Annotated in this window: 20 protein-coding genes; 14 read left to right on the top strand and 6 right to left on the bottom strand. The window is 62.7% G+C overall.

Features of this window, described 5'->3' with window-relative positions; genetic code table 11:
• The first annotated feature begins 254 nt into the window (after positions 1-254).
• The 6 genes from tig (at position 255) to R1T44_RS13925 (ending at position 8,908) form a co-directional block, all read left to right on the top strand.
• Positions 255-1,607, top strand: a complete 1,353-nt coding sequence (gene tig, locus R1T44_RS13950; protein WP_284726869.1) for a trigger factor — start codon at positions 255-257, stop codon at positions 1,605-1,607.
• A gap of 123 nt (positions 1,608-1,730) precedes the next feature.
• Complete coding sequence (gene clpP, locus R1T44_RS13945; RefSeq protein WP_043331300.1) at positions 1,731-2,351, top strand: ATP-dependent Clp endopeptidase proteolytic subunit ClpP; 621 nt, start codon at positions 1,731-1,733, stop codon at positions 2,349-2,351.
• 84 nt (positions 2,352-2,435) lie between these two features.
• Positions 2,436-3,725: an ATP-dependent Clp protease ATP-binding subunit ClpX gene (gene clpX, locus R1T44_RS13940; protein ID WP_043331299.1), complete on the top strand. Its 1,290-nt coding sequence runs from the start codon at positions 2,436-2,438 to the stop codon at positions 3,723-3,725.
• 232 nt (positions 3,726-3,957) lie between these two features.
• Positions 3,958-6,366: an endopeptidase La gene (gene lon / locus R1T44_RS13935; RefSeq protein ID WP_107336273.1), complete on the top strand. Its 2,409-nt coding sequence runs from the start codon at positions 3,958-3,960 to the stop codon at positions 6,364-6,366.
• A 177-nt stretch (positions 6,367-6,543) separates the two neighbouring features.
• Entirely contained in the window at positions 6,544-6,816 is a 273-nt protein-coding gene (locus R1T44_RS13930; protein ID WP_043331296.1) for an HU family DNA-binding protein, read from the top strand.
• Positions 6,817-7,093: 277 nt separating this feature from the next.
• Positions 7,094-8,908, top strand: coding sequence for a SurA N-terminal domain-containing protein (locus tag R1T44_RS13925; RefSeq protein WP_284726868.1), 1,815 nt, complete (start codon positions 7,094-7,096; stop codon positions 8,906-8,908).
• 246 nt (positions 8,909-9,154) lie between these two features.
• On the opposite strand, the gene R1T44_RS13920 is transcribed toward R1T44_RS13925, so the two are convergent.
• Positions 9,155-10,111, bottom strand: a complete 957-nt coding sequence (locus tag R1T44_RS13920) for a LysR family transcriptional regulator (RefSeq protein WP_284726867.1) — start codon at positions 10,109-10,111, stop codon at positions 9,155-9,157.
• A 264-nt stretch (positions 10,112-10,375) separates the two neighbouring features.
• On the opposite strand from R1T44_RS13920, the gene R1T44_RS13915 reads away from it, so the two are divergent.
• The 3 genes from R1T44_RS13915 to R1T44_RS13905 all read left to right on the top strand — a co-directional run bounded on the left by R1T44_RS13915 (position 10,376) and on the right by R1T44_RS13905 (position 14,400).
• A complete protein-coding gene (locus R1T44_RS13915) occupies positions 10,376-11,374 on the top strand; it encodes an NADP-dependent oxidoreductase (protein WP_043331293.1) in 999 nt (332 codons plus the stop codon).
• A 405-nt stretch (positions 11,375-11,779) separates the two neighbouring features.
• Positions 11,780-12,931 (top strand): iron-containing alcohol dehydrogenase, encoded by a 1,152-nt coding sequence (locus R1T44_RS13910; protein WP_284726866.1) that lies wholly within the window; start codon positions 11,780-11,782, stop codon positions 12,929-12,931.
• Between the two features lie 224 nt (positions 12,932-13,155).
• Entirely contained in the window at positions 13,156-14,400 is a 1,245-nt protein-coding gene (locus tag R1T44_RS13905) for a CobW family GTP-binding protein (RefSeq protein ID WP_284726865.1), read from the top strand.
• A 28-nt stretch (positions 14,401-14,428) separates the two neighbouring features.
• On the opposite strand, the gene R1T44_RS13900 is transcribed toward R1T44_RS13905, so the two are convergent.
• From R1T44_RS13900 to queC, 4 genes are read right to left on the bottom strand one after another with little or no spacing between them, the layout of a single operon-like run.
• On the bottom strand, positions 14,429-14,716 hold the full coding sequence (locus R1T44_RS13900) for a YkgJ family cysteine cluster protein (RefSeq protein WP_052384229.1): 288 nt from the start codon (positions 14,714-14,716) through the stop codon (positions 14,429-14,431).
• The gene (locus R1T44_RS13895; protein ID WP_279832544.1) at positions 14,713-15,612 is read right to left on the bottom strand and encodes a 6-carboxytetrahydropterin synthase; all 900 of its coding nucleotides are present in this window, start codon (positions 15,610-15,612) and stop codon (positions 14,713-14,715) included. Before R1T44_RS13895 ends, R1T44_RS13900 begins: the two co-directional genes overlap by 4 nt.
• An 8-nt stretch (positions 15,613-15,620) precedes the next feature.
• Entirely contained in the window at positions 15,621-16,313 is a 693-nt protein-coding gene (gene queE / locus R1T44_RS13890) for a 7-carboxy-7-deazaguanine synthase (protein WP_284726864.1), read from the bottom strand.
• Entirely contained in the window at positions 16,313-17,056 is a 744-nt protein-coding gene (gene queC, locus R1T44_RS13885) for a 7-cyano-7-deazaguanine synthase QueC (RefSeq protein ID WP_284726863.1), read from the bottom strand. Before queC ends, queE begins: the two co-directional genes overlap by 1 nt.
• 731 nt (positions 17,057-17,787) lie before the next feature.
• Between queC and R1T44_RS13880 the strand changes: the two genes are divergently transcribed.
• Positions 17,788-19,515 carry a putative bifunctional diguanylate cyclase/phosphodiesterase gene (locus R1T44_RS13880; protein WP_284726862.1) on the top strand — a complete coding sequence of 576 codons (1,728 nt, stop codon included), beginning with the start codon at positions 17,788-17,790 and terminating at the stop codon, positions 19,513-19,515.
• 188 nt (positions 19,516-19,703) lie between these two features.
• Here the strand turns inward: R1T44_RS13880 and R1T44_RS13875 are convergent, their stop codons facing one another.
• Positions 19,704-20,666, bottom strand: coding sequence for a LysR family transcriptional regulator (locus R1T44_RS13875; protein WP_317292245.1), 963 nt, complete (start codon positions 20,664-20,666; stop codon positions 19,704-19,706).
• A 452-nt stretch (positions 20,667-21,118) separates the two neighbouring features.
• On the opposite strand from R1T44_RS13875, the gene R1T44_RS13870 reads away from it, so the two are divergent.
• The 4 genes from R1T44_RS13870 to R1T44_RS13855 all read left to right on the top strand — a co-directional run bounded on the left by R1T44_RS13870 (position 21,119) and on the right by R1T44_RS13855 (position 26,152).
• Positions 21,119-22,450, top strand: a complete 1,332-nt coding sequence (locus tag R1T44_RS13870; protein ID WP_284726874.1) for an MATE family efflux transporter — start codon at positions 21,119-21,121, stop codon at positions 22,448-22,450.
• 410 nt (positions 22,451-22,860) lie between these two features.
• Entirely contained in the window at positions 22,861-24,120 is a 1,260-nt protein-coding gene (locus R1T44_RS13865; RefSeq protein WP_043331286.1) for a D-amino acid dehydrogenase, read from the top strand.
• Positions 24,121-24,276: 156 nt separating this feature from the next.
• Positions 24,277-24,660, top strand: a complete 384-nt coding sequence (locus tag R1T44_RS13860) for a RidA family protein (RefSeq protein WP_043331285.1) — start codon at positions 24,277-24,279, stop codon at positions 24,658-24,660.
• Positions 24,661-24,925: 265 nt separating this feature from the next.
• Positions 24,926-26,152 carry a LysR family transcriptional regulator gene (locus R1T44_RS13855; RefSeq protein WP_284726860.1) on the top strand — a complete coding sequence of 409 codons (1,227 nt, stop codon included), beginning with the start codon at positions 24,926-24,928 and terminating at the stop codon, positions 26,150-26,152.
• Positions 26,153-26,278: the final 126 nt, after the last annotated feature.

The raw sequence follows: 26,278 nt of genomic DNA, 5'->3' as shown, positions 1-26,278 counted from the left end.
GGGAGAAGGCCAATGGCTTTCTCCCCCTTTTTTTTGGTTTTTTCGCACTGCTCCATGCATGACGATTCCGGGTTGCCGGGCGCTCCAGGTGCCTGTCTGGCGGGTAGGTGGAGCAGAAAATGGCCGGGGTCCTTGAATAACTTGGACCAAGGCACCATATGAAAGGGTCATATCCGCGCTTGCCAGCGCGTGGCGGGGTTTCTACAATCTTCGCCTTTATGATTCGAACGCCACCAGTGGGTAGAGGAACTTTCATGCAAGCTTCTGTCGCAACGACTTCTCCGATCGAGCGCACGGTCACCATCACGGTGCCGGCTTCTGAAGTCGACCAGGCCGTCAACGCCCGTCTTCTGGAAACCGCCAAGACCGTTCGTCTGAACGGCTTCCGCAAGGGCCACGTGCCGATGGCAGTGGTGCAACAGCGTTACGGCAAGGACGTGCGCAACGAAATCGTTGGCGAGATCATGCGCCAGCATTACGTGACCGCCGTCACCGAAAACGAACTGAACCCGGCTGGCTGGCCGAAGATCGACGCGACCGTCGATGAAGCCGGCAAGGATCTGGAGTTCGTCGCGACTCTGGAAATCTACCCGGAAATCGAACTGAAGCCGATCGAAGGCGCTGAAATCGAGCGTCCGCAGGCTGAAGTGACCGACGCCGACGTCGAAGAGATGATCGAGACCCTGCGCAAGCAGAACGCCTCCTGGACCGACGTCGAGCGCGCTGCCGCTGACGGCGACCAGGTCAAGATCGACTTTGAAGGCTTCCTCGGTGAAGAGGCCTTCGAAGGCGGCAAGGCAGAAGGTCACGAGCTGGTGCTGGGCTCCAACAGCTTCATCCCGGGCTTCGAAGAGCAGCTGGTCGGCGCTGCTGCCGGCGACGACAAGGAAATCAAGGTTTCCTTCCCGGCTGACTACCAGGCCGAGCACCTCGCCGGTCAGGAAGCGACCTTCAAGGTCAAGGTCCACGCCGTCAAGGCTCAGGAACTGCCGGAAGTGAACGAAGAGTTCATCGCCCAGTTCGGCCTGGAAGCCGCCGATGTCGAAAGCTTCAAGGTGGAAGTGAAGAAGAACATGCAGCGTGAGCTGAAGAACGCGATCGAGAATCGCGTCAAGCAGCAGGTGCTGGCCGAACTGACCAAGGCCAACGACATTCTCGTGCCGCAGGCTCTGGCCGACCAGGAAATCGACGGTCTGAAGCGTCAGGCTGCACAGCAGTTCGGTCTGGGCGAAGACTTCGACGTCTCCCAGCTGCCGGGCGAGCTGTTCCAGGACCAGGCGGTCCAGCGCGTCAAGACTGGCCTGCTGCTCAGCGAAGTCGTCAGCAGCAACGAGATGGACGTCAGCGAAGAAGAGCTGAATGCTCGCGTTGAAGAAATGGCTCAGCAGTACCAGGACCCGGCTCAGGTCACCGAGTACTATGGTTCCAACGAACAGGCTCGCAACCAGCTCAAGTCCGTGCTGCTTGAAGAGAAGGCCGTTGACAAGCTGCTGGCACAGGCTCAGGTTAAGGACGTTGCCATGTCCTACCAAGAAGCCCTGCAGGCTGCACAGCAGCAGGAAGAAGCAGAAGAAGAGGCTGCTGAAGCCGAAGGCGAGCAAGCCTGAAGCTTGGTTGACCCCTAGTGCTTGCTAGACCAGAGACCCGGCTACGGCCGGGTCTCTGGTCAGTGGGCGGGGTAAAGTGGCATGCTCAATGGATATCAATGTCATCGGATGAAGGAAGCCCCCATGAACGACTTCGACATCAAGAATGCTGGCGGTCTGGTTCCGATGGTTGTCGAGCAGAATGCTCGCGGCGAACGGGCCTATGACATCTATTCCCGCCTGCTGAAGGAACGGGTGATCTTCCTTGTGGGTCCGGTTGAGGATTACATGGCCAATCTGGTCGTGGCTCAGCTGTTGTTCCTCGAGTCTGAAAACCCGGACAAGGACATCCATCTGTACATCAACTCGCCGGGTGGCTCCGTGACTGCAGGGATGGCGATCTACGACACCATGCAGTTCATCAAGCCCGACGTGTCCACCGTGTGCATCGGCCAGGCAGCCAGCATGGGTGCCTTGCTGCTGGCAGGCGGTGCCGCCGGCAAGCGCTACGCGCTGCCGAATTCCCGCGTCATGATCCACCAGCCGCTGGGCGGCTATCAGGGTCAGGCCACGGATATCGAGATTCACACCAAGGAAATCCTGACCATCCGTGAGAAGCTCAATCGCATTCTCGCGCACCACACTGGCCAGGACTTCGACACCATTGCCAATGATACCGACCGTGACAACTTCATGGCGGCCAATCAGGCAGTGGAGTACGGCCTGATCGATGCCGTGCTGGAACGCCGTCCCGACGTGGAGTGATCCGCGTAAACGGCTGACCTGACGTCGGCAAACATGCATTTCCGGCGGCTCCCCGGGGAGTCGCCGCCATTGAGAGGTACGCGAATGGCTGACGGCAAAGGCAAGGACGAGAACGGCAAACTGCTGTACTGCTCCTTCTGTGGCAAGAACCAGAATGAAGTGCGCAAGCTGATCGCGGGACCTTCCGTCTACATCTGCGACGAATGTGTCGATCTGTGCAATGACATCATTCGCGAAGAGGTCCTCGAAGCCGACGCCGAAGGTGATGATGATCGCCTGCCGGCGCCGCGTGAGATTCGTTCCACTCTCGACGATTACGTGATCGGCCAGGACCGCGCCAAGCGTGTGCTGTCCGTGGCGGTGTACAACCACTACAAGCGTCTGCGCGCCGGCCAGAAGGCCGCGGATGAAGTGGAACTGGGCAAGTCCAACATCCTGCTCATCGGCCCGACCGGTAGCGGCAAGACGCTGCTGGCCGAGACGCTGGCGCGCCTGTTGAACGTCCCGTTCACCATCGCGGATGCGACCACCCTGACCGAAGCGGGCTATGTCGGTGAGGACGTCGAGAACATCATCCAGAAGCTGCTGCAGAAGTGCGATTACGATGTCGAGAAGGCCGAGCGTGGCATTGTCTACATCGATGAGATCGACAAGATCTCACGCAAGTCCGACAACCCCTCCATCACGCGTGATGTCTCGGGTGAAGGCGTGCAGCAGGCACTGCTCAAGCTGATCGAGGGCACCACTGCCTCGGTGCCGCCGCAGGGCGGTCGCAAGCACCCTCAGCAGGAATTCCTGCAGGTGAATACCGGCAACATCCTGTTCATCGTCGGCGGTGCTTTCGCCGGGCTGGACAAGGTGATCCGCGAACGCGCCGAGAAGGGTGGCATCGGCTTCAACGCCGAGGTCAAGAGCAAGCAGGACGAGAAGACCGTGGGTCGCGTGCTGGCAGACGTCGAGCCGGGTGATCTGGTCAAGTTCGGTCTCATCCCCGAGTTCGTTGGCCGCCTGCCGGTCATCGCGACACTGACCGAGCTGGACGAAGATGCCCTGGTGCAGATTCTGACCGAGCCGAAGAACTCGCTGGTCAAGCAGTACTCGCGCCTGTTCGAGATGGAAGATGTCGAGCTGGACCTGCGCGAAGATGCGCTGCGTGCCGTGGCTCGCAAGGCCATCGAGCGTCGTACCGGCGCACGTGGTCTGCGCTCGATCCTCGAGTCCGTGCTGCTCGACACCATGTATGACATCCCGTCCGAGGAGAGTGTCAGCAAGGTGGTGGTGGATGAGTCGGTGATTGCCGGCGACAGCAAGCCGCTGCTGATCTACTCCAAGAACGAAGAGAGTCAGGGCAAGGTGGCCGGCAAGGACGGCTGAAACGTCCGGGCCTGAGTCGCACCAACGGGGGGCCGCAAGGCCCCCCGTTGCGTTTGCGCTCGCAAGCCACCCTTACTGTGATGCATTCGCGGGTCACGCACGGCTTCATTCAGCGTTGAGTTACCGCCAGGCGTGTCGGGATCATTGCAAAATCATGACCTTGCCCCCATGGTCTCAGTATCAAAGTGCCGTGTGAGGCGGCCCACCCACAGAATACCGAGGAACGTCTGCCATGGAGCAGAACGAAGATCAGACCCTGACACTTCCGCTGCTGCCGCTGCGGGATGTGGTGGTCTATCCCCAGATGGTGATTCCGCTGTTCGTCGGCCGGGAAAAGTCGATCCAGGCCCTCGAAGTGGCCATGGAAGGCGACAAGAAGATCCTGCTTGCGGCGCAGCGTGAAGCCAGCCAGGACGACCCGACGGCGGAAGACCTGTTCGCCATCGGCACCGTTGCCGACATCATGCAGCTGCTCAAGCTTCCCGATGGCACCGTCAAGGTGCTGATCGAGGGCAGCTCGCGCGCCGATATCCAGGCGATTCGTCTGCACGACGACGGCCACAGCATCGCCGACGTCGCCCTGCGTGACAGTCAGCCGCTGTCCGAGCGGGAGCAGGAAACCCTGGTGCGCGTGCTGCTCAACCAGTTCGAGCAGTATGTGAAGCTCTCCAAGAAGGTGCCCAACGAAGTGCTGGGCAGCCTGCAGGGCATTGAAGACCCGAGCCGTCTGGTGGACACCATCAGCGCGCATCTGTCGCTGGGCATCAATGACAAGCAGGCGCTGCTCGAGATGGACAAGGTGCGTGACCGCATCGAGCACCTGATGACGCTGATCGAAGCGGAGATCGACCTGTTGCAGGTCGAGAAGCGCATTCGTACCCGCGTCAAGGAGCAGATGGAGAAGTCGCAGCGCGAGTACTACCTCAATGAGCAGATGAAGGCCATCCAGAAGGAAATGGGTGAGCTGGATGACGTGCCCAACGAGGTCGAGCAGTACGAGCGTCGCATCAAGGACGCCGGCATGCCGAAGGAGGCAGAGGAGAAGGCCACCCAGGAGCTCAACAAGCTCAAGATGATGGGGCCGACTTCCGCCGAGGCGACCGTGGTGCGCACCTATCTGGACTGGCTGTGCGACGTGCCGTGGAAGAAGCGCACGCGTGTGCGCCATGACATCGACCACGCCGCCAAGGTGCTGGACGAGGACCACTACGGTCTGGATGAGGTCAAGGAACGCATCCTCGAGTATCTCGCCGTGCAGAAGCGCGTCAAGAAGCTCAAGGGGCCGGTGCTGTGTCTGGTCGGTCCGCCGGGTGTCGGCAAGACCTCGCTGGGCAAGTCCATCGCACGTGCCACCAACCGCCAGTACACCCGTATGGCGCTGGGCGGCGTGCGCGATGAGTCCGAGATCCGCGGTCACCGTCGCACCTATATCGGGGCACTGCCGGGCAAGATCATCCAGCGCATGGCCAAGACGGGCGTGAAGAATCCGCTGGTGCTGCTCGACGAGATCGACAAGCTGGGCATGGACCACCGCGGTGATCCGGCCTCGGCGCTGCTTGAGGTGCTGGACCCGGAGCAGAACGACAAGTTCGCCGATCACTACCTCGAGCTTGATTACGATCTGTCCGAGACCCTGTTCATCTGTACGTCCAACTCGATGAACATTCCGGGGCCGCTGCGCGATCGCATGGAAATCATCCGTCTGCCGGGTTACACCGAAGACGAGAAGCTGGCCATCGCCATGCGCTACCTGGCGCCCAAGCAGCTCAAGGCCAATGGCCTGAAGCCGGGCGAGCTGACCTTCAGCGAAGCCTCCGTGCTCGAGCTGATCCGTTACTACTCGCGTGAAGCCGGTGTGCGTGAACTTGAGCGCCAGCTCGCCAAGGTCTGCCGCAAGATCGTGCGTGAGCGTGTGGTCGCCGAAGCAAAGGAGGGTGCGCTGTCTTCCATGCACCTTGAGGCCGAGCAGGTAGAACACTACGCGGGTGTCCGCAAGTACAGCTTCGGCCTCGCCGATGCCGAGGACCAGATCGGCCGTGTCACTGGCCTGGCCTGGACCTCCGTCGGCGGTGAGCTGCTGACCATCGAGTCTGTCGTCACGCCGGGCAAGGGCCGTGTCAGCAAGACCGGGTCACTGGGCGACGTCATGAAGGAATCGGTGAGTGCGGCCCACACCGTGGTGCGTGCGCGTGCCGAGGCCTTCGGTATCGAGGCTGAGCGCTTCGAGAAGGAAGACCTGCACATTCACGTGCCGGAAGGCGCCACGCCCAAGGACGGCCCCAGTGCGGGCGCTGCCATGGTCACCGCGATGGTATCCGCTTACTGTGGACGCCCCGTGCGCTGTGACGTGGCAATGACCGGTGAGGTCAACCTGCGCGGCGAAGTCATGCCGATCGGTGGCCTCAAGGAGAAATTGCTGGCGGCGCGACGCGGTGGTATAAAGCTTGTGCTGATTCCCGAGGAAAATCGCCGTGACCTCAAGGAGGTGCCGGACACCATCAAGGATGCACTCGATATTCGGCCGGTGCGCTGGATCGACGAAGTGCTTGAGGTGGCTCTAGCAGAAAAGTCTACTGCTGAGAAGGACGATTCTCGTTCAGACGATGCCAGTGGTCGTCAGACAATGATCAGTACACATTGACGGGATTTTTTTGGCCATGCCGCTGTCGAAACGGCGGCGTGGTGCGGTTTTGCGCGTGAGGTTGCTTGACAGTCGTTTGAGGGCGTTGCTATAAACTCCGCTTCGTCGCGATCGCGTTTAGCACCCGTAATTTTCGCGCTGATTTCTGGTAATTTTTGCAAATTCAAGGGGTGAAGAGTGAATAAATCCGAGCTGATCGAAGCCATTGCTGCATCTGCCGATATTCCGAAAGCAGCAGCTAGCCGTGCACTCGATGCGATGGTCGACACCGTCACTGATAGCCTGAAGAAGGGTGAGACCGTGGCACTGGTCGGGTTCGGCACCTTTATTGTCAAGGAGCGTGCTGCACGTACTGGCCGTAACCCGCAGACTGGCGCTCCGATCGAGATCAGTGCTGCCAAGGTGCCGAGCTTCAAGGCTGGCAAGGCACTGAAAGACGCCGTCAACTGAGGTCTGCCTGCTTCGCAGGCACCCGGTGGCGCGGTACCGGTTCGGGAGTGGTCTGATGACTGCCGAACCGGCACCAGAACATCGAAGCGCATCGCCTGGCGATGCGCTTTTTTTGTGGCTGAACCTGGCCATGTCGGCAGGGCGCAAGCATTTGAAGACCCTGGCGAGTCAGTCAGTCGTGCAAAGTCACCTGCATCTGTCTGCGGCATGCGTATAATCATCAGTCACTGAGTCGCGGCCCTTGTGGCCATTCCAATCCCTGTAGTTCGAGGCCTGCATGCTGCAACGAATTCGAGACCGGTCGCATGGCTGGGTGGCCAAGACGATCGTTGGTTTCATTGTCGTCACCTTTGCCTTCTTTGGTGTTGAGTCGATCATTGGCGCCTTCACTGCCAGCAGTGACGACGTGGCCACGGTCAATGGCGATACCATCAGCCGTCAGGCGGTGGAAACCGAAGTCCAGCGTGCCATCCGTTCTGGCCAGGTAGCGCCGGAACAGGAGCGCGAAGCACGCAATCAGATCATCAACCAGATGATCGATTCCCGCCTGCTGGATCAATACGCCGAGGAAGGCGGCCTGCACATGTCCGATGCGCAGCTCGATCAACTGATCGTGAGCATTCCGGACTTCCAGGACGACAAGGGACGCTTCGATGCCGACCTGTTCCGCAATCGTCTGGCCAGCGCCGGCTATTCGCCCACCTCCTTCCGTCAGCAGCTGAGCAGCGACACCCTGCGCCAGCAGTTGACCGACGGCTTTGCCGCCAGTGCCTTCGTGCTGCCGGGCGAAGAAGAGAGGCTCAGCCAGCTGCAGCGTCAGACGCGCACCTTCCGCTATGCCACGCTGAGCAGTGCGGACCTCGATGCGCCGGTGACGGTCAGCGAAGACGAGCTCAAGGCCTGGTATGACAGCCACCAGGACAACTACCGCCGCCCGGCACAGGTCAAGCTGGCCTACGTGCTGCTGGACCAGAACGAGCTGGCCAGCGGTGGCGATATCAGCGAAGACACGCTCAAGGCCGAATATGCGGCCAAGCGTGCCGACGCGCCGCGGGAAATCGCGCACATCATGGTCGAGAAGGGTGACGATGATGCGGCGGCACGTGCCAAGCTCGAGGGTGCACGTGACGCACTCGCCAACGGCGAAGACTTCGCCAAGGTGGCGGCCGAAGTCTCCGAAGACAGCTCCACGGCCGAGGACGGCGGTGAGCTTGGCGTGATCACCCGCGGTATCTTCGGTGAAGACTTCGATGATGCGGCCTTCGCACTGGATGAAGGTCAGGTCTCGGATATCGTCGATACCGGCGACAGCCTGCACCTGATCAAGGTGACCGGTCTGGACATCGCGCCCTTCGAGGACATGCGCGACGAGCTGCTGACGCAAGCCCGTCAGGCCGCTTCCCGCGATACCTTCAACGAGAAGGCGCAGCAGCTGAAGGACGAGAGCTTCGCGGCGGATGATCTGGCCAGCGTCGCCGAGGATCTGGACCTGCCGCTGAAGAAGACCGACTGGGTCGCGCAGGAAAACGATGACGAACTGCTGTCCGAGCCGGGTGTGATGGCGGCAGCCTTCGGTGACGAAGTGCTGGAAGAGGGCTACAACAGTGACGTCATCGAACTGGATGACAGCCGTCGTCTGGTGCTGCGCGTTCTCGAGCAGCGTCCGGCCACTACGCTGGCGCTGGATGAGGTCAAGCAGCAGGTTCAGCGCGAAGCCAAGGCCGACAAGACTGCCAAGGCACTCGAAGCACTGGCCGAGAAGCGTCTGGAGACGCTGCGTCAGGGTGGATCACTCGAGGGGATCGACTGGCAGCAGGCTGATGACGTCAGCCGTCAGGCCAGCACCCAGCTGCCGCAGAGTCTGGTCAAGCAGGCCTTCACGCTGGCGCACCCGCAGGATGGCCAGCCGGTCTACGGCAAGGCGTCGCTCAGTGGTGGCATCGCGCTGATCGCTCTGACCGAGATCGGCGAGGCCAAGCCGGGCGAGATGGACCAGTTCCTCTCGCGTCTGGCCACGCGTCTGCGTGCTCAGGCCGCTGTCACGGGCCTGCAGGAATCTCTGCGTGAGCGTGCCGAGATCGAGCGCAACTGATCGAGCGCAACTGATCGAGCGCAAATGAGCCAGGCAGCTGGCGTGGGCAGCTTTCCCTGCCAATGAGACCGTCACCCCTTGGGGTGGCGGTCTTTTTTTGGTTCAAGCCATTGGTTCAGGCCATTGGGTTCAAGCCAATGGGCTCAAGCCTCGCAGGCTCAGGTATCGAAGCTCAGGCCGCGAGGCTACGTGCGGATGTGGTGTCAGGTCACGAGCTTGGTGTCAGGTCACGAGTCTTGTATCAAGTCACGAGCCCAGCCGCTGACGCAGGCGCTGGGAGAGTTCGCGGTGACGGGCCTGAATGCCCGTGGAGAGCGTCTGGCGCAGCCAGCGGTGGCCAGCGTCATGATGCAGGCGTTCGTGCCACACCAGCCAGTAGGAGAAGCGGTTGAGGGTGATGGGCAGCGGACGCAGGGCCAGCGGCAGCTGATCGAGCATGCTGATGGCCAGACAGCCCGGCACGCACAGCAGCAGGTCGCTGTGGCAGCTGACACTGAAGGCGGCCAGAAAATGGGGCTGGCGCATGACGACCTGACGACTCAGTCCCAGTTCCGCCAGCTTGAGGTCCACCGCGCCTCGCTCATCACCACCCATGCTGATCAATTGGTGACTGGCGGCGAGGAAGTCCTCCAGGCTCAAGGTCTCCTTCGCTGCCAGCGGATGGTCCTGGCGCATCACGCAGACGAACTGGTCATCCCCGATCTCGCGACCATGCACGCCGGCCGGCACCCTGGCGGTGGGCACGCACATCGCAAGCTCCGGCCCGCCTTCTTCCAGCTGCTGTTCGACATTGCCGCCATAGGCCTGGATATCCAGACGGATGCCGGGCGCCTGCTCGTGCAGCGGGGCGATCTGGGGCGCCACGAAGGCGTGCATGCCGTAATCGGTGGTGGCCAGCTGAAAGCGACGCTGGCTATCTTCAGGCGAGAACTCGGGCGGTGCCAGCAGGGCACCCAGCTCCTGCAGCAGGCGGGCGAGGGGCTGTCTGAGGGCCTCTGCGCGGGCGGTGGGGCGCAGACCGCGTTGTGCGCGCACGAACAGGGGGTCATCGAAGGCCTCGCGCAGCCGGCCCAGGGTGCGAGACACCGCAGGCTGGCTCAGGTTGAGCCGCTCAGCGGCCCGCGACACGCTGCGGGTTTCCAGCAGCGCATGCAGCGCGACCAGCGTATTGAGATCATGGCGGGCAAGTTCAGCCAGATGCATGGCAAGTGGTTCCCGGTAGCGAGGCGGCCCAGTCACTGGGATGAAAGTGTGCAGTTTCAACCGCACATGATATCAGCCTCATGCATACCGGGATTCAGTTTCTATCATTGGTGTGATATCGGGAGCGCGCGTAATCTGGGAGCACTTCGTCGCCGAGCAACGTTTGCGGCGGCCAGTCGTCACAGGGTTGAGGCCACGGGCCAGCGGCCTGATGACGATTCTGATCACATGTCGTTTGACCAGATCATTCGCAAGGAGCATTGCATGCAGACACGCTATTACACGATCACCGACTATCCGAAAGGCACCCCGGAACGCGATCTGTTCCAGTTGCGCGAAGAGGAGCTGAGCGAGCTCGGCGAAGGCGAGGTGCGCATTCGCAACAGCTGGCTGTCCGTCGATCCCTACATGCGTGGCCGCATGAGCGGCGTGAAGACCTATATCGACCCCTTCGAGCTCAATGAGCCGCTGCAGGGCGCAGCCGTCGGTGAAGTGATCGAGTCACGTGATTCTCGCTTCAAGAGCGGCGACAAGGTACGTCACATGGGCGGCTGGCGTGACATCGCGCAGCTCTCTGGTGACCAGGTCGAGCCGCTGCCGAGCATCGAGGTGCCGGAGCAGGCCTACCTGGGCGTGCTGGGCATGCCGGGCATGACCGCCTGGACCGGTCTCAACATCATCGCCGAGATGAAAGAGGGCGATAACGTGCTGGTCAGCGCGGCCTCCGGTGCGGTCGGCTCGCTTGCCGTGCAGCTGGCCAAGGCCAAGGGCGGCACTGTCGTCGGCATCGCCGGCAGTCAGGAGAAGCTTGATTGGCTGGAAGCGCGGGGCGTCAAGGCGGTCAGCTACAAGGGCAAGGATGCCGAGCAGCTGACGAAGGCGCTCAAGGAAGCCTGCCCGGATGGCTTCGATGTCTACTACGAGAATGTCGGCGGTGATTGCCTGGTGGCGGCGCTGAACAACCTGAATGTCGGCGCACGCATCGCTGTCTGCGGCATGATCTCCAGCTACAACGATACCGAGGCGGCACCTGGCCCTTCGAATATCTCGATGATCCTGATTCGCCGCGCGCGCATGCAAGGCTTCATCGTCTTCGATCACTGGCAGAACTACAGCCGCTTCCTCGAAGAGGTAGGGCCGCAGGTCGCCAAGGGCGATATCGACTACGAAGAGACGGTGGAAGAAGGGCTCGAGCAGACGCCGGACGCCTTCCTCAAGCTGTTCTCGGGTGGCAACAAGGGCAAGATGCTGGTGCGTCTCTGATCTGAGAACTGAGTGCTGAGAGCTGCGACAGCATTGCTGAAGATCCGGACTGAAGACCCGAACACCTGACGTCGCGCGTATGCGCGCTGCTCAGGCAGTCACGAAAGGCTCGCTGCGGCGGGCCTTTTGCGTGGGTGGCCTGGCGTTGTTCATCACGCATTACTGGTCATCAAATATCACTGGTCATCAGGATTGGTGACTCTCACGAACCAAAGACGTGCGACCTGCGCTCTACTTTGGTCTTGGTCACTGCTCTAGAATGCAGACCATCGTTCGTGGGCAGGTGGCGTCATCGTCGCGTTTATCTGTCATTTGCCCACATATCACTCTGTGTCAGGTGGCGCCTGACCACGGCCCTGTCACCTCATGTAGCCGTGTCGCCCCTGACTCCGCGAGGAGAGCATCATGCAGGACTTTACCTATCAGAACCCGACCCGCGTGCACTTCGGTGTCGGCCAGATCGCCAAGGTGCGTGACGAGATTCCGGCGGATGCCCGCGTGCTGGTCACCCACGGTGGCGGGTCGATCAAGCGCAACGGCGTGATGGATCAGATCGAAGCCGCACTGGAAGGCCGTCAGTGGTGGAGCTTCGGCGGCATCGAGCCGAACCCGAGCTATCACACCCTGCTCGAAGCCCTGGAAGTCATCAAGCGCGAGAAGATCGATTATCTGCTGGCGGTCGGAGGTGGCAGCGTCGCCGATGGCAGCAAGTTCCTCGCGCTCGCCGCCTGTCATGCCGGTGATCCGTGGGAGATTCTCGCCGAGGGCAAGCACCCCGAGACGGCGCTGCCGCTGGGCGTGGTGCTGACACTGCCGGCCACGGGCTCCGAGTCCAATGGCAACGCCGTGGTCACCAACTACGAGACCCACGACAAGTTGCCGATGTTCAGCGAGCTGGCCTATCCGCGCTTCGCGGTGCTGGACCCGGCCACCACCCTGACCCTGCCGGAGCGTCAGAGCGTGAATGGCGTCGTCGATGCCTTCATCCACGTCAGCGAGCAGTACCTGACCTATCCGGTCAATGCGCCGGTGCAGGACCGTTTCTCCGAAGGGCTGCTGATGACGCTGATCGAGGAAGGCCCCAAGGTGCTGAGCCAGCCGGATGATCTGGCCGTGCGCGCCAACATCATGTGGGCCGCCAATCTGGGCCTCAACGGCCTGATCGGGCGTGGCGTGCCGCAGGACTGGGCCACCCACATGATCGGTCACGAGATCACCGCACTGCACGGTGTCGATCATGGTCGCACCCTGACCATCGTGATGCCGGCGCTGTGGGAAGAATTGTTCGAGGCCAAGCGTGCCAAGCTGGCGCAATACGGTCGTCGTGTCTGGGCGCTGGAGGGCGATGAGGAGAGCGTTGCGCGCGCCGCCATCGACAAGACCCGTGACTTCTTCACTCGTCTGGGTGCGCCGGTGTCGTTGAGCGAAGCCGGTATCAGTGCCGACAGCATCGATCAGCTGGTCGACAACCTGACCCGTCACGGCTTCACCGCCATCGGTGAGCACGGCGATATCACGCCGGACGTGGCGCGTCGTATCCTGACCCGCGCTGCCTGATCGCACGCGTCAGTCAGGGCCGAGTGTCAGCCTCAAACCCCTCGTCACTCTTGGTGGCGAGGGGTTTTGCGTATCTCCCTCCTTGTCTCCCCCTTGTTGCAGCTTGCCGTCCGCCAGATCGCGTCACGCCAGAAAGCCGGATTCGCTTGTCGAGACTTCGTCGCCGGCCGGTTTTTGTTACTCTATAACCTTTTGCACGCCCTTCATCTTGCGGAGATTTCAGCATGTCTGTGGCTTCACGCGGCGCCAGGAGCGGCGACGCCCCGACGGAACCAGCTCCGATTCCGGTGCATCTGATCACCGGTTTTCTGGGCACGGGCAAGAGCAGTTTCATCCAGGCATTGGTCGCGGCCAAGCCTGCGGATGAGCACTGGGCGATCCTGGTCAATGAGTTCGGTCAGGTGGGGATCGATCAGGCGCTGTTTGCCGGGCGCGAGGATGTCAGCGTCAAGGGGCTGCCCGGCGGGTGTCTGTGCTGTCAGCTGGCCTTCGTGCTGCAGGCGGGGCTGGTCAGTCTGATCCATCAGACGCGACCTGATCGTCTGATCATCGAACCTTCGGGGCTGGGCCATCCGGCGGGACTGATCGATGTGCTGCGCAGCGAAGGGCTGGCCTCGGCGCTTGCGCTTGAGGAAGTCATCACCCTGCTGGACCCGCGTGCACTGGACGATACCCGCACTCGCGAACACGGCACCTTCCAGGACCAGTTGACGCTGGCGGGCGGCGTGGTGCTCAGCAAGCGTGATCTGGCGACTGAGCAGCAGCTGGCGGCCGCGCATGAGTTTCTGGCGGGGATGTGGCCGCGCAAGCGCTGGGTCGGTGAGCTGGGCAGAGCCGACGGCGAAAGCCAGTCGCCGCAGGCCCGCATGGCCGGTCAGGAGGTCGCACTGATCGATTGGCTGCTGTCAGCAGAGCGCGTGCCTCAGCGCCAGGGCGGCGGGCATGGCTGTGACGCTCATCACGTAAGCGCAGCGCGTGAAGACCAGCCCGAGATCAGCATGCCGGCCGCCCATCGCGCTGCGCGGGATAGAGCGCATCTGGCGCAGGCCAGTGCTGAGCCGTCCGCCTCAGACATGATGCCATTGCCCGGCGCACCGGTGATCGAGCAGGCCGAGGGGCTTGAGCATGCCAGTCTGGGCTGGCGAATCGCCGCAAGCGAGGTGTTCGACCTCGATCAGCTGACCCAGTGGCTGGATGGCCTGCCGCGCGAGTGGCGCATCAAGGGCATCTTTCACACCCAGGATGGTTGGCGCAGCTATAACCGCGCCAATGGGCGTGCCGAGCTTGCGCCGTCCAGTTGGCGCGAGGATTCGCGGCTTGAACTGATTGCACCGCTGGGCGGGCAGGGGCAGGAGCAGGAAGGGATGATGGCTGCGTTGCCGCTTGAGGATTCCCGTCAGCTGAATGCGGCCTTGCTGGCCTGTCGCAGCGACGGCGCCGCCAGGCCCTTCAACTTCTTCGGCGAGTGAGCTGAGCACCTCCCTCAGGAAGCGCTACTTACGTCAGGCGCTCCCACTCGCCGATCAGGCGCAGGGCCTCTTCGCGGGAATCGCCACACAGCTCGTGATCGAAATCGAAGTCGCCGCACACCGCCGGGCGCTGCGGCGTGCCGAACAGCTTGCACAGGTTGTCGTCATCCAGCTGCACGCAGCGCACCCCCGCCGGCTTGCCATTGGGCATGCCGGGAATCGGGCTCGAGATCGAGGGGGCGATGCAGCAGCCGCCGCAACCGGCACGACAGCCGGGAGCGGCAGCATCTGCAGAAAGGGCGGCAGTCTGCGTCATGAGGTGGCGGACGTGTCTTCGTGCTCGGGGAGGACGAGCGGCTCACGCGCCGTCTGCGGGGTATGGCGCGCGATGGCACCCTTGTTGATGCCCTCGTAGGCTTCGACACGGATACTGTCACCGCTGTCGAGGGCGATCTGGCGCGCCAGCCAGTCGGCGATCCACTCGATGGTGGTCGGTGTCGGCAGCAGCCAGACCTGCTTGCGCGGCAGACGAATGCGGAACCTCCCCTGCGGCGCTTCATAGCTGAATACCAGCTCGCGCCCCGGGCGGTCGATCAGATCGCCTTCCTCGGCCAGGTAGCGGTCGTTGAGCTTCTCGGCCCACTCGGCTTCCAGCGCCGTGTCCCGCAGCCCGTTGCGCTCGATGATCAGCGGCGAGCGATGCCCATGCGCGATACGCTGGCAGTTGCCGCTGTGATGACGCAGGCCATGGCTGTAGGTGTAGGCGGCGCCGTCGATGGTCTCGTCTCGCAGACGCACACGCAGCGCCTCGACGCGCGGCGGCAGGCGGCGAGTCAGCAGCTTCTCGAAGTGATTGGCCAGTACCTCGGTGGTGACCTCGGTCACCGGCAGCAGGCAGAAGGCCTGACGCGGGCCGCGCACTTCCATGGCGTAGGGCTGTGTGAAGCGCAGGCACAGTCCTTCCGGGCAGTCCGTGACGCTCACGCCATCGGCCTGGCTGGGCACGATCAGGGTGTGATCGGCGTCCTGATCGATCATGCGCTTGGCCCACGGCTTGACGTCGCCGAAGTCGAACAGCATGCCGTCATGGCCGACGGCGCCGTCCAGCTCCAGGTCCAGATGCTGGCTGATGCCGTACAGGCCGCGGGTATTGCTCCACACCGAGGCATCCACCGCGGTGAGGGCCCTGACGAACAGGGTCTTGGGAGTCATTGCGGTCATCAATCGATACCACTGATCTTGTGAGTCTGCAGCGAGAGCTGCCACTGGGGATTGCGCATGCAGTAGCTGACGCACTGGTTCATCGGCGTGTCGGACGCCAGCACCTCGCGGTAATGCTCGCGGGCTGCGGCAGGCGCGGGCAGGGCATCGAGGGCGGCGGTATCCAGTGGCTGCAGATAGAAGTGCGCGAAGTCCAGGCTGACGAAGCGCTCCGGCAGGGCCTCCGGCTGCGGGTAGACGAGCTTGAGCTCATCGCCGCCGGTGAGGACCAGCTCGCTTGCGCCCTTGGGGCTGACGCACAGCCAGTCGATGCCGACAGGCGGCTCGACGGTGCCGTTGGTCTCCACCGCGATCTCGAAGCCGCGGGCGTGCATCGCGTCCACCAGCTCGCTGTCGAGCTGCAACAGCGGCTCACCGCCGGTGAAGACCACATACGGCGTGGCGATGCCGGTGTGTTCCGGCCACAGGCTGGCCAAAAAGTCCGCCAGCGCGTTTGCGGTGCGGAACTTGCCGCCATTCTGGCCGTTGGTGCCGACGAAATCGGTGTCGCAGAAGCGGCAGACCGAGGTGTCGCGGTCCTGCTCGCGGCCACTCCACAGATTGCAGCCGGCAAAGCGGCAGAACACGCTGGCGCGCCCTGCGCGAGCACCTTCGCCCTGCAGGGTGTAGAACGCTTCCTTTATCGTATACATCAGAGAGTGCCTGCGCCCTTGGCCAAGTCGGTCGTTTCGTAACCGAGCGGATCGCTCAGCCCATGGGCGGCGAAGGCCTCGAGACGCTCACGGCAGCTGCCGCATTCCCCGCAGGCCAGTTCGCGGCCTTCGTAGCAGGTCCAGGTCTGGGCATAATCGAGCTGCATGGCGATGCCGGCGGCCAGAATCTCGTCCTTGCTCGCGTGCAGGAAGGGCGCGCGAATCTCGACTGGGGAGAAGTTGGCGATGGCGGCGACGGCATTCATCTTGTCGACGAACTCCGGACGGCAATCCGGGTAGAGCACGTGATCGCCACCGTGGGCACCATAGAAGCAGACCTCGGCCTCGATGTTGACGGCCTTGGCGATGGCCAGTGACAGCAGGATCATGTTGCGGTTGGGCACCACGGTCGAGGTCATGGAGGCCTCGTCGTAGTCGGCCTTGGGCATCGCCTGGTCACTGTTGGTCAGTGCGGAGTTGTCGATCAGGCCATGGATGGCGCGAATATCGACGACTTCGTGGGCGACGCCCAGCGACTCGCAGACCTGGCGTGCGACGTCGAGCTCACGCGAGTGACGTTGGCCATAATGGAAGGAGAGGGCATGTACCTCGAAGCCTTCCTTCAGCGCCTGGTGCAGGACAGTGTAGGAGTCCATGCCACCGGAGTAGATGACGACGGCGCGGGGGCGCTCTGCAGAGGAGGCAGAAGCGGGTACAGCGGAATTCTGGACGTTGAGAGTCATGACGGAGAATTTCTTTGACCGATGGATTCGGCGCCCGGGATCCGGTCCGGGCGAAACGGGCGCCTATCCTACTCTTCCACACGCCTTGATGCCACTCGTGCACTGGTGCGGGCCGCGGATACACCGCCTGTCGCCAGGTTCTGAAGCGGCCATGGCAGCCAAGCGTTGAGTCGGCGAGAAAATAGCCTTGGTACCCGCACCACAGGCTGGCATAGACTCGGAGTATTAGCGAAGCGTAGAGAGAGTCGTCTGCGTGCTGCACGCTTGTCCACCTAGTGCTTCGCCTGATGGCACGCACTTCGGGATGACGGGTTGAGGAGCCGGCTGAGTGGCTTGCCGAATGGCGCTTGGAGTGGCTCTCGCAATGGCGCCTGGAGCAGCGTCAAGTGACAGGCGAGACGGGGCGGCGCTGGCGTTCAAGTGTGTGCTCAAAAGGGCGATCAGAAGAGTCAAAGTGCAGCAGTCTGGCACCTGGTGATGTCCATAGGAGGAGTAGCATGGGCGCCCGGACATTGCCGCATTAGCCATGCGGCCCGGGCCTCGCGGCAGCCAGCGGCGACAATGAAAGCAGGTGTAAGCAGATAAGCGCGAGAACAGCCGGAAGCGTGAATGACGTGTCATGTCCCGGCGGTGTTACCCGCGTTGCGCCAGCCAACGGCCAGCATCACTGGCGACAGGCGGCCCTTGCGGGGCATCAAGCCATTTTCCTTATGACTGCAGGTGGAGTGAGCGTGCCTCTCGATATCTTGATCAAATTGCTGTCGTCCATCGAAGAGCCGTTGTGGATTCATGACCGCTTCGGCCAACTCGCCTGGACGTCGCCGCGCGCTCGACAGGAAGACAGGGTGCCGGAGCTGCCATCCCCGCTGCCCAAGCAGCCGGAGCCTTGTGGCATCAGCGGCCAGCCCGGCTTCTGGTTGATGGGCATCACCGGCGAGCTGGGAGAATGGCTGCTGGTGCAGAAGGCCAATCTGCCGTGGCGCATGGCGATCTTCGATGCCGAGTGTCTGGTGGCCAACACCTGTGGCTGGCAGGAGCTGTTCGGCACCGAGCGGCCGCGTCTCGAGCCGGTCAGCGAGCGGCGAGTTCGCCTCAAGGCGCCGTTCTCGGGGCTGGCGGAGGCCCGTGCGGCCGGGGTGGATGACAAGGTCTTGATCGCTCTGCGCCGCCTGCAGCCCATCAACCTGCTGTCGCGCGATCGCTTCAATGCCCAGATCGATGAACTGCTGCTGGAAGAAAGCGTCGACGGCAGCATCGATGGAGGCATCATCTATCTGTCGCTGACCCATCTGGAAATCATCAACTCGGCGCACGGTGCCGAACGCATCGATCCGCTGCTGGAGCGGGTGGCAGAAGCCATGTCCCTGCAGTATCGCGACGCCCTGGTCTGCCGCCCGCTGGGCAATGCCTTCGCGCTGTTCTTCGTCGGGGATGAGGCCAGCCTGATCGCGCGTGCCAACGAGCTGTGCGAACGGCTGGTGATGCTGATGCGACTGGATGGCAAGGCCCTGCCGGTCACGGCGCGGGTCGGCATCAGTCTGGCGCCACAGCACGCGCGGCGTGCCCATCGCCTGATGCATCTGGCCGAACTCGCCATGTTGCACGGGGAATACGATGACATCGATGTCTGCGGCCCCCTGCATGTGTTCTCGCCCGGCGCGCACATGCAGCACCTCAACGACTATCGCCTGACCAGTGACCTGCGCGAGCATCTCGAAGAGCTGGATCTCGCCTTCCAGCCCCAGTTCGACCTCGCCAGTGGCGAGGCCGTCGGCGTCGAGGTGCTGGTGCGCTGGGACCACCCCGAGCTCGGCACCATCGGGCCGGGTCGCTTCATCCCGCTGGCGGAGCAGTACGGCTTGATCGGCACCGTCGGCGCGCGGGTGATGGACACGGCCCTCTCGGCGACGCGTGATCTGGTGACGCCGAACGGCAAGCCATTGTCGGTGGCGATCAATGTCTCGGCTCAGGAGTTTCGTGACCCCGGCTTCCCAGAGCGCGTCTCGGAGGCTCTGGCGCGCCATGACTTCGCGCCGGAACGCCTGGAGCTTGAGATCACCGAATCCTCACGCGTGCCGGATCTCGATCGCGTCGTGGAGCGACTGACCGGCCTGATCGAACGCGGCGTGCGCCTGGCGATCGATGATTTCGGCACCGGCTTCGCGTCACTGCTCTACGTGCGCGACCTGCGTGCTTGCCGCCTCAAGGTCGATCAGCGCTTCGTCGGTAGCCTTGACCATGATGCCCGCGACCGCGCCATCGTCTCCCACGCGATCTCGCTGGCCGACAGCCTGGGCATGGAGGTGCTGGCGGAGGGTGTCGAGACCGCAGAGCAGGAGCGCCTGCTGGTCGAGATGGACTGCCATCTGGTGCAGGGTTTCCGCTATGCGCGGCCCAAGCGCCTGCCGGAGCTGGTCGGGTGGCTCAAGCGCAAGCCGTCGATCCATCCCTGCCCCTGAGTACTTTTGGAGGGCGCTTGATGAAGGGCGCTGAAATGAAAGGGGCCTGAAATGAAAGGGGCCTGAAATGAAAACGCCCGCCACGCAGTGACTCTGCATGGCGGGCGTTTTCATGCTGGGCATTCAAGTCTGGCAGTGGCCGCGGGAGGTGGCGGCTTGCGTTCAGACTCGAGAGCCGTGGCGACGTCTCATTCGCTGCAACCGCTACCGTAGCCGTACATGTTCTCGAAGCCCGGAATGCGTTGCTCCCAGACGGGCGGCGTGCCGACGACCTCCTGCAGGCAATCGCTGAAGCGACGCGTCTTCTGCGGCAGGTACTGGCGGTGCGGGTAGACCAGGTGGATCGAAGGCAGTGGTTTCATCGGCACGTTGGTCAACAGCGGCACCAGCTCGCCGTTCAGGATCTCGTCCTTGATGTTGATCGCGGACACCATGCCATAGCAGGCGCCCGACTTGATGGCGCCGATCAGCACGTCGGCATCGTTGACCTTGAGGCGCGAATCCAGCGCCACCTTTTCCTCGACACCGCTCTCGGTGCAGACTCGCAGGCGATCAAGAATGAAGCCATCGCGCGAATACACCGCTGCCGGCAGGCCAGTCAGATCGGCAGGGGTCTGGGGCATGCCGTGACGCTCGATGAAGGCCGGCGAGGCACAGATCAGGTGACGGTGTGCAGCCAGCGGACGCGCGATCAGGTTGGAGTCTTCCAGCTCCGACATGCGAATGGCCAGGTCATAACCGCCGCCGATCAGGTCGGTCAGGTGGTCTTCCAGGCGCACTTCCACCTGGGTGTCCGGGTAGCGCTCCATGTACAGACGCACGGCCTGGGCGACATAGGTGCGCCCGAAGTGGCTCGGGCTGGTGATCTTCAGGATGCCACGCGGGCCATCCTGATAGGCGCCGGCCACATCGTCGGTATCTTCCAGCACTTCACGCAGACGCAGTGCGTGCTGATGGATCTCGCGCCCCGCATCCGTCAGGGCCAGTGAGCGAGTCGAGCGATTGAACAGGCGAATCTGCAGTTCTTCTTCCAGACGGCTGATCTGCTTGGAGACCACCGAGCGGTTGACCTGACGATGGTCAGCCGCCTTGGAAAAACTCTGTGCTTCTACCACATCGAGAAACAGCAACAAACGGGATGCTTTATCCACGGTCTGACCTCTCGTGATGCCATGGGGAGGGGAACACTCTGCCAGCCATCCGTGAGGCAGTCAGTGCATATAAAGCGACGGTCCAACTTCGGTAGCAGTCGATAATCGGTGACATTGCATGGGTCATCATCACGAATCCAGGTGACGGAAATCCCTGACAAGGTGAGTTTATCACGGTCACTGTTTCCTCTAATACCACGCATCAACGCGTTTCTCGCTCTTCCTGTTGCCGACAATGCATCAAAGACATGTCCCACTGAGCCTATCTGGGGTCCGGCGAAATCCCTAGAATCATCCCTCCAGCGTCACGGAAGTGTTCCGACGCCTTATACCTTCATCCAACCAGTCATGCTCGACATGCTGGGAGTGAGTTCATGTCTTCTTCTATGTCCACCGACGCCTCTGCAACATCGACCCCGCCAACGTCGGAAACGCCGACGACGCGTGAGCTGATGTCACGCCTGTGGCGCAGCACCTTGCCGATGACACTCGGCATCATGGGATTGTTGGGCTTCAACCTGGTCGATGCCGCCTTCGTTTCTCACCTGGGCACCGCGCCACTGGCCGCGCAATCCTTCACCTTCCCGCTGACCTTTCTGATCATCGGGGTGCAGGTCGGCATGGGCATCGCGATCGCCGCGATCGTCTCGCGCACCCTGGGCGCCGAGGATGAGGCGCGTGCCCGGCGCCTGGGCGGTGTGGTGCTGCTGGGGTCCGGTGTGTTGATGGCACTGCTGATGCTGCTGTTGTGGGTCATCAGGGTTCCGGCCTTCGAGTTGCTGGGTGCCAACGCCACTGAAATGACGCTGATCGAGGTCTACTGGGGCCCGTCGCTGATCGCCAGCTGGCTGGGGGCCATGGCCTATGTGCTCTACAGCCTGTTCCGCGCCCACGGCGACACGCGTCTGCCGGGCGAGATGATGCTGCTGACCAGTGTCTTCAACCTGGTGCTGGACCCGCTGCTGATCTTCGGCGCGGGGCCGCTGCCCGGCTTCGGTCTGGCGGGGGCTGCCTGGGCGACCGTACTCTCCTTCGGGGCCGGGCTTGCCATCACGGCATTCAAGCTCTCACGCCGTGACTGGATGGAATATCGCGGCCTGTGGGCCGAATGGCAGGCCTCGCGCCGCCAGCTGGCGGGAATCGCGATACCCGCGATTCTGTGCCAGATGATGCCGGCACTCTCCGCGATGCTGGTCACCGCCATCGTCGCGGGGCTGGGCCAGACGGAGGTGGCCGCCTGGGGGATCGCCTCACGCCTGGAAACCTTCTCGCTGATCGTGGTGCTGGCCCTGACCATGTCGCTGCCGCCGTGGCTGGGGCGCTGTTATGGCGCCGGCCGTTGGCAGGAAATTCGCCGCCTGATGAACCTGGCCGCCCGCGTGGTGGTGATCTGGCAGCTGGTGCTGGGCATCATCGCGGCAGTGCTGGCGACCCCGCTGGCCTATGTGCTGGTGGGCAGTGACGAGGTCTCGGCGGCACTGGCGGTCCTGCTGCCGTGGATGTTGCCCAGCTACTCCTTCCTCGGTATCTGCATGCTGGTCGTGTCGGCTGCCAACGCGCTGGGGTGGCCGCTGCGTGCCACGGCGTTGTCCTTCGTGCGTCTCTTCATCTGCTTCATGCCGGCGGTATGGCTGGGGGCACATCTGGATGGGCTGCGCGGTGTCGCCATCGGTTCGGCGATCGGCAACCTGCTGGCGGGTGTGGCGGCATGGCGCGTCTATCGTCAGGCCCTGGGCGACCGTGGCAAGTCAGTGCGTCGCCATGCCTATGTCGCGACGACCTGATCGCCCGGACCCTCATGGCGTCCAGCACGAGCGCTCCCTTGAGATGTCAGGCGCCATTCAGAAGATTCTGTCCGGAAGGTCCTGCTGGAGGCCCTGCCAATAGACCTTGCCAGAAGCCCCGTCAGCAGTCCCGCTGAGAAGCACCGAAAGCGGCCATTCCAAAAATGGCCGCTTTTTTGTTTTTTATCACTGCCATGATGCGAAATTTACCTGCTTATTTTCTGATATAGGGTCTCATAACAGAATATTAACCGTGGTTTGGGCCTCTATACTGGATGCATTCAGGCCAAGCCACTGCGAGTCGCCTTGTCGACCGGTGTTGGCCTTCATCGTCTTTATTCGCTGCCGAGTGCGCGAATACGCCTGTCATTTGCCGTGGGGCGCGGCTTGCAGTCATGGGGTAGGCCAACATGAAGATTCTTGTACTCGGTAGCGGCGTCGTCGGTGTCACCAGTGCCTATTATCTGGCGCGTCAGGGGCATGAGGTCACGGTCGTCGACCGTCAGGCCAGCCCGGCGATGGAAACCAGCTACGGCAACGCCGGTCAGGTCTCCTTCGGCTTCTCCTCGCCGTGGGCGGCGCCGGGCATTCCGCAGAAAGCCGTCAAGTGGATGTTCCAGGAGCATGCGCCGCTCAAGATCCAGCCGCGCATGGACCCGCAGATGGCCAAGTTCATGGTCAAGATGTTCGCCAACTGCAACGCCGACCGCTATGCCGTCAACAAGGAGCGCATGGTACGGGTCTCCGAGTACAGCCGCGCCTGCATCAACGCCCTGCGCGAAGAGACCGGACTGCGCTACGAAGACCGCCAGAAGGGGCTGTTGCAGCTGTTTCGTACCCAGGCGCAGGTCGATGCCGTGCAGAGCGACATGAAGGTGCTGGCGGGCTGTGGCGTGCGCCATCAGCTGCTGGACGCCGACGCCTGCGCCACGGTGGAGCCTGCACTGACCCGCGTGCCGGGCAAGTTCATCGCCGGCCTGCACCTGCCGGATGACCAGACTGGCGATTGCCATCTGTTCACCAATCGGCTGGCGGATTACTGCCGCGACACCCTGGGCGTCAATTTCGTCTTCAATACCACCATTCAGCGCATCCAGCGCAGCGGCAGCCGCATCGAGAAGGTCATCACCGACCGTGGCGAGATGACGGCCGACAGCTACGTGATGTGTCTGGGCAGCTACTCGCCGTTCCTGGCGCGGGATCTGGATCTGGATCTGCCGATCTATCCGGTGAAGGGCTACAGCCTGACCGTGCCGATCATCAATGCCGATGCCGCGCCGCAGTCCACCGTGATGGACGAGACCTTCAAGGTCGCGCTGACACGCTTCGATGACCGTATCCGCGTCGGTGGCACCGCCGAGCTGGCCTCGTTCGATCTTTCCTTGATCGAGAAGCGCCGTGCGACCATCAACATGGTGGTGCGTGATGTATTCCCGGAAGCCGGTGACTATGCGCGGGCGGAATTCTGGGCCGGCCTGCGTCCGATGACGCCGGATTCCACGCCGATCATCGGTGGCACCAAGTACGACAATCTGTGGTTGAACACCGGACACGGTACCCTGGGCTGGACCATGAGCTGCGGCAGTGCGAGTCTGTTGGCGGACCTGGTGGATGGTCGCAAGCCCACCATCGATCCCAACGGTCTCAGTCTTGGTCGCTACGCTGCCTGATGCTCAGAGCAGTGTCTGTGTCTGTGACCTGATACTCAGAGCAGTGTCTGTATCAGTGTCAGTGGCTGCGCCAGGGACTGCCAGGCAGCGCGTACTGCCGTGTAGTCGTCTTTTTTCGAGTGTCTCTCCGTCAACTGATTGAACAAGGAATTGCGCATGACCAAGCAGATTATCTCTACCGAGTCCGCACCGGCTGCCATCGGCCCGTATTCCCAGGCGGTGCGCACGGGTAATCTGGTGTTCCTGTCCGGCCAGATCCCGCTGGACCCGGCGACCATGGAAGTGGTGGAAGGCGGTTTTGAAGCCCAGGCAGACCAGGTGTTCCGCAATCTCAAGGCGGTGTGTGAAGCCTCCGGTGGCAGCCTGGATCAGCTGGTCAAGGTCAATCTGTTCCTGACCGATCTCAGCAACTTCGCCGTGGTCAACACGCTGATGGAGCAGTACTTCAGCCAGCCGTATCCGGCGCGCGCGGCCGTCGGCGTCAAGGAGCTGCCCAAGGGCGTGCTGTTTGAAGCAGAAGGTGTACTGGCACTCTCCTGATCGCTCGTCGATTGTCGGACTGAACGAGCGGCCGCTCTGAACCAGTGGCCGGTCTGAACGAACGACTGGCGCGAATCGATACCTTGTCTCTCACTCCCCTCGCTGATTCATCAGCGGGGGGAGTGTCGTTTCAGGGGGTCGTGACGTCCTGCAGGCAGCTTGAGCGTGACATTTGGCGCCAGCATGATTAGCGTAAGGCTAAATGAGCCAGCGACCAGCGCTGACTCTCGGAGCATCGCGGACGAACCCTTCAAGGAGCAACACCATGGCGCAGTCAGACACAGGCACCCGTGAACCCGGCATACGGCTGCGTCAGCTGGAAATGCTGTGGGCGGTGATCGAGTGTGGCTCGATGAAAGGCGGTGCCGCGCAACTGGGAATCAGCGTGCCGGTGGTCTCGCGGGGCTTGGCACAGCTCGAACAGACGCTGGGCTATTCGTTGTTTCTGCGCGAGGGCGGCAAGCTGGTGCCGACCCCGGAAGCCGAGCGCCTGACGCCATCACTCGCCCGGATGTTCAGCGCTCAATCCGAGCTCAGGCGACTGGCCTTCGGGCCGGGCAGCGGCAAGCGTCCGCGTCTCGTGCTGGCGGTCACGCCTGGCTTGGAAGCCTTCAGTGCCGGTTGGCTGACACGCATCGCGGCCAGTGAAGCCTTGAGTGAGTGGCTGCCAAGTCTGGAAGTGCTCGAGGTGTCGCAGCATGATCTCGCCATCCGCGAGGGGCGGGTCGCGATGGCGGTGAGCCTGGAAGCTCCGCCGGAGCCACAGGGCGGCAAGCGTGCCAAGACCGCGGCGGCACGCGCCCGCGAGCTCAAGGCCAGCCTGCGTCAGCGTGCGCGCGAGGAGACGACACTCATCGAAGGCGATGACGACGAGGCAAAGCCTACCGCCAAGGCTGTCATGCCCGAGCTGGGGGATACGCCGGAGTTGCCGTTTGACGTCGAGGATGATGCGCACAATGCCGAAGGGACCGCTTCCCGCAGCGGGACAAGTGAAGAGGCCAGTGACGAGGCGCAAGCCGAGGCACCGCCCGCGCTGAAGCTGCCCTTGATGCTGCTGTGGCCCTCACGCTGGCCGTTGCTGGACAAGCCGCTGACCCTTGCGCGCCTCAATGAACGGCCCTTCATCGACCTGCCGGAAACCAGCAGTCAGGGGCGCTTGATTAGGGGTCTGCTCAAGCGTGAGCGTGTGACACCGGCGAGTCTGCTGGAAGTCGCCACTCCGGCCAGCGCCGGGCGTCTGGCACGCACGGGCAGTGCCGCCACCATCATTGATGCGCTGTCGGCGCTGCAGGTGCTCGAGGATGCCAGAGGTGACCTGATCGGCCTGCCGCTCTCGATGCGCAGCGAGCGCTATCTGGAGCTCAAGTGGCAGTTGCCGACGGCCGAGGAAGGGGAGTCGCTGCACGTGGTACAGGCCCTGCTGATCAGTCTGCTCGAAGAGGAGGTGGCGGCGAGTCTTGCTCGCTTGCCGCTGGCGGACGAGGAAGGCTGATGGCGCAGGCGCCTGGCGGAAGCCTTGCCTCAGAGTAGAGAGCAGACCAGACAACAGGCCGGACAACCGACCATTCAAGAAAAACCCCGCCGATTGGCGGGGTTTTTCTTGTCTTTCACGACAGCG

The organism is Cobetia amphilecti (assembly GCF_032923285.1).
GTDB classification, from domain to species: Bacteria; Pseudomonadota; Gammaproteobacteria; order Pseudomonadales; family Halomonadaceae; genus Cobetia; species Cobetia amphilecti.
The sequence above is the reverse complement of the archived record's forward strand: the minus strand, read 5'-3'. Positions and strand labels throughout refer to the sequence as shown.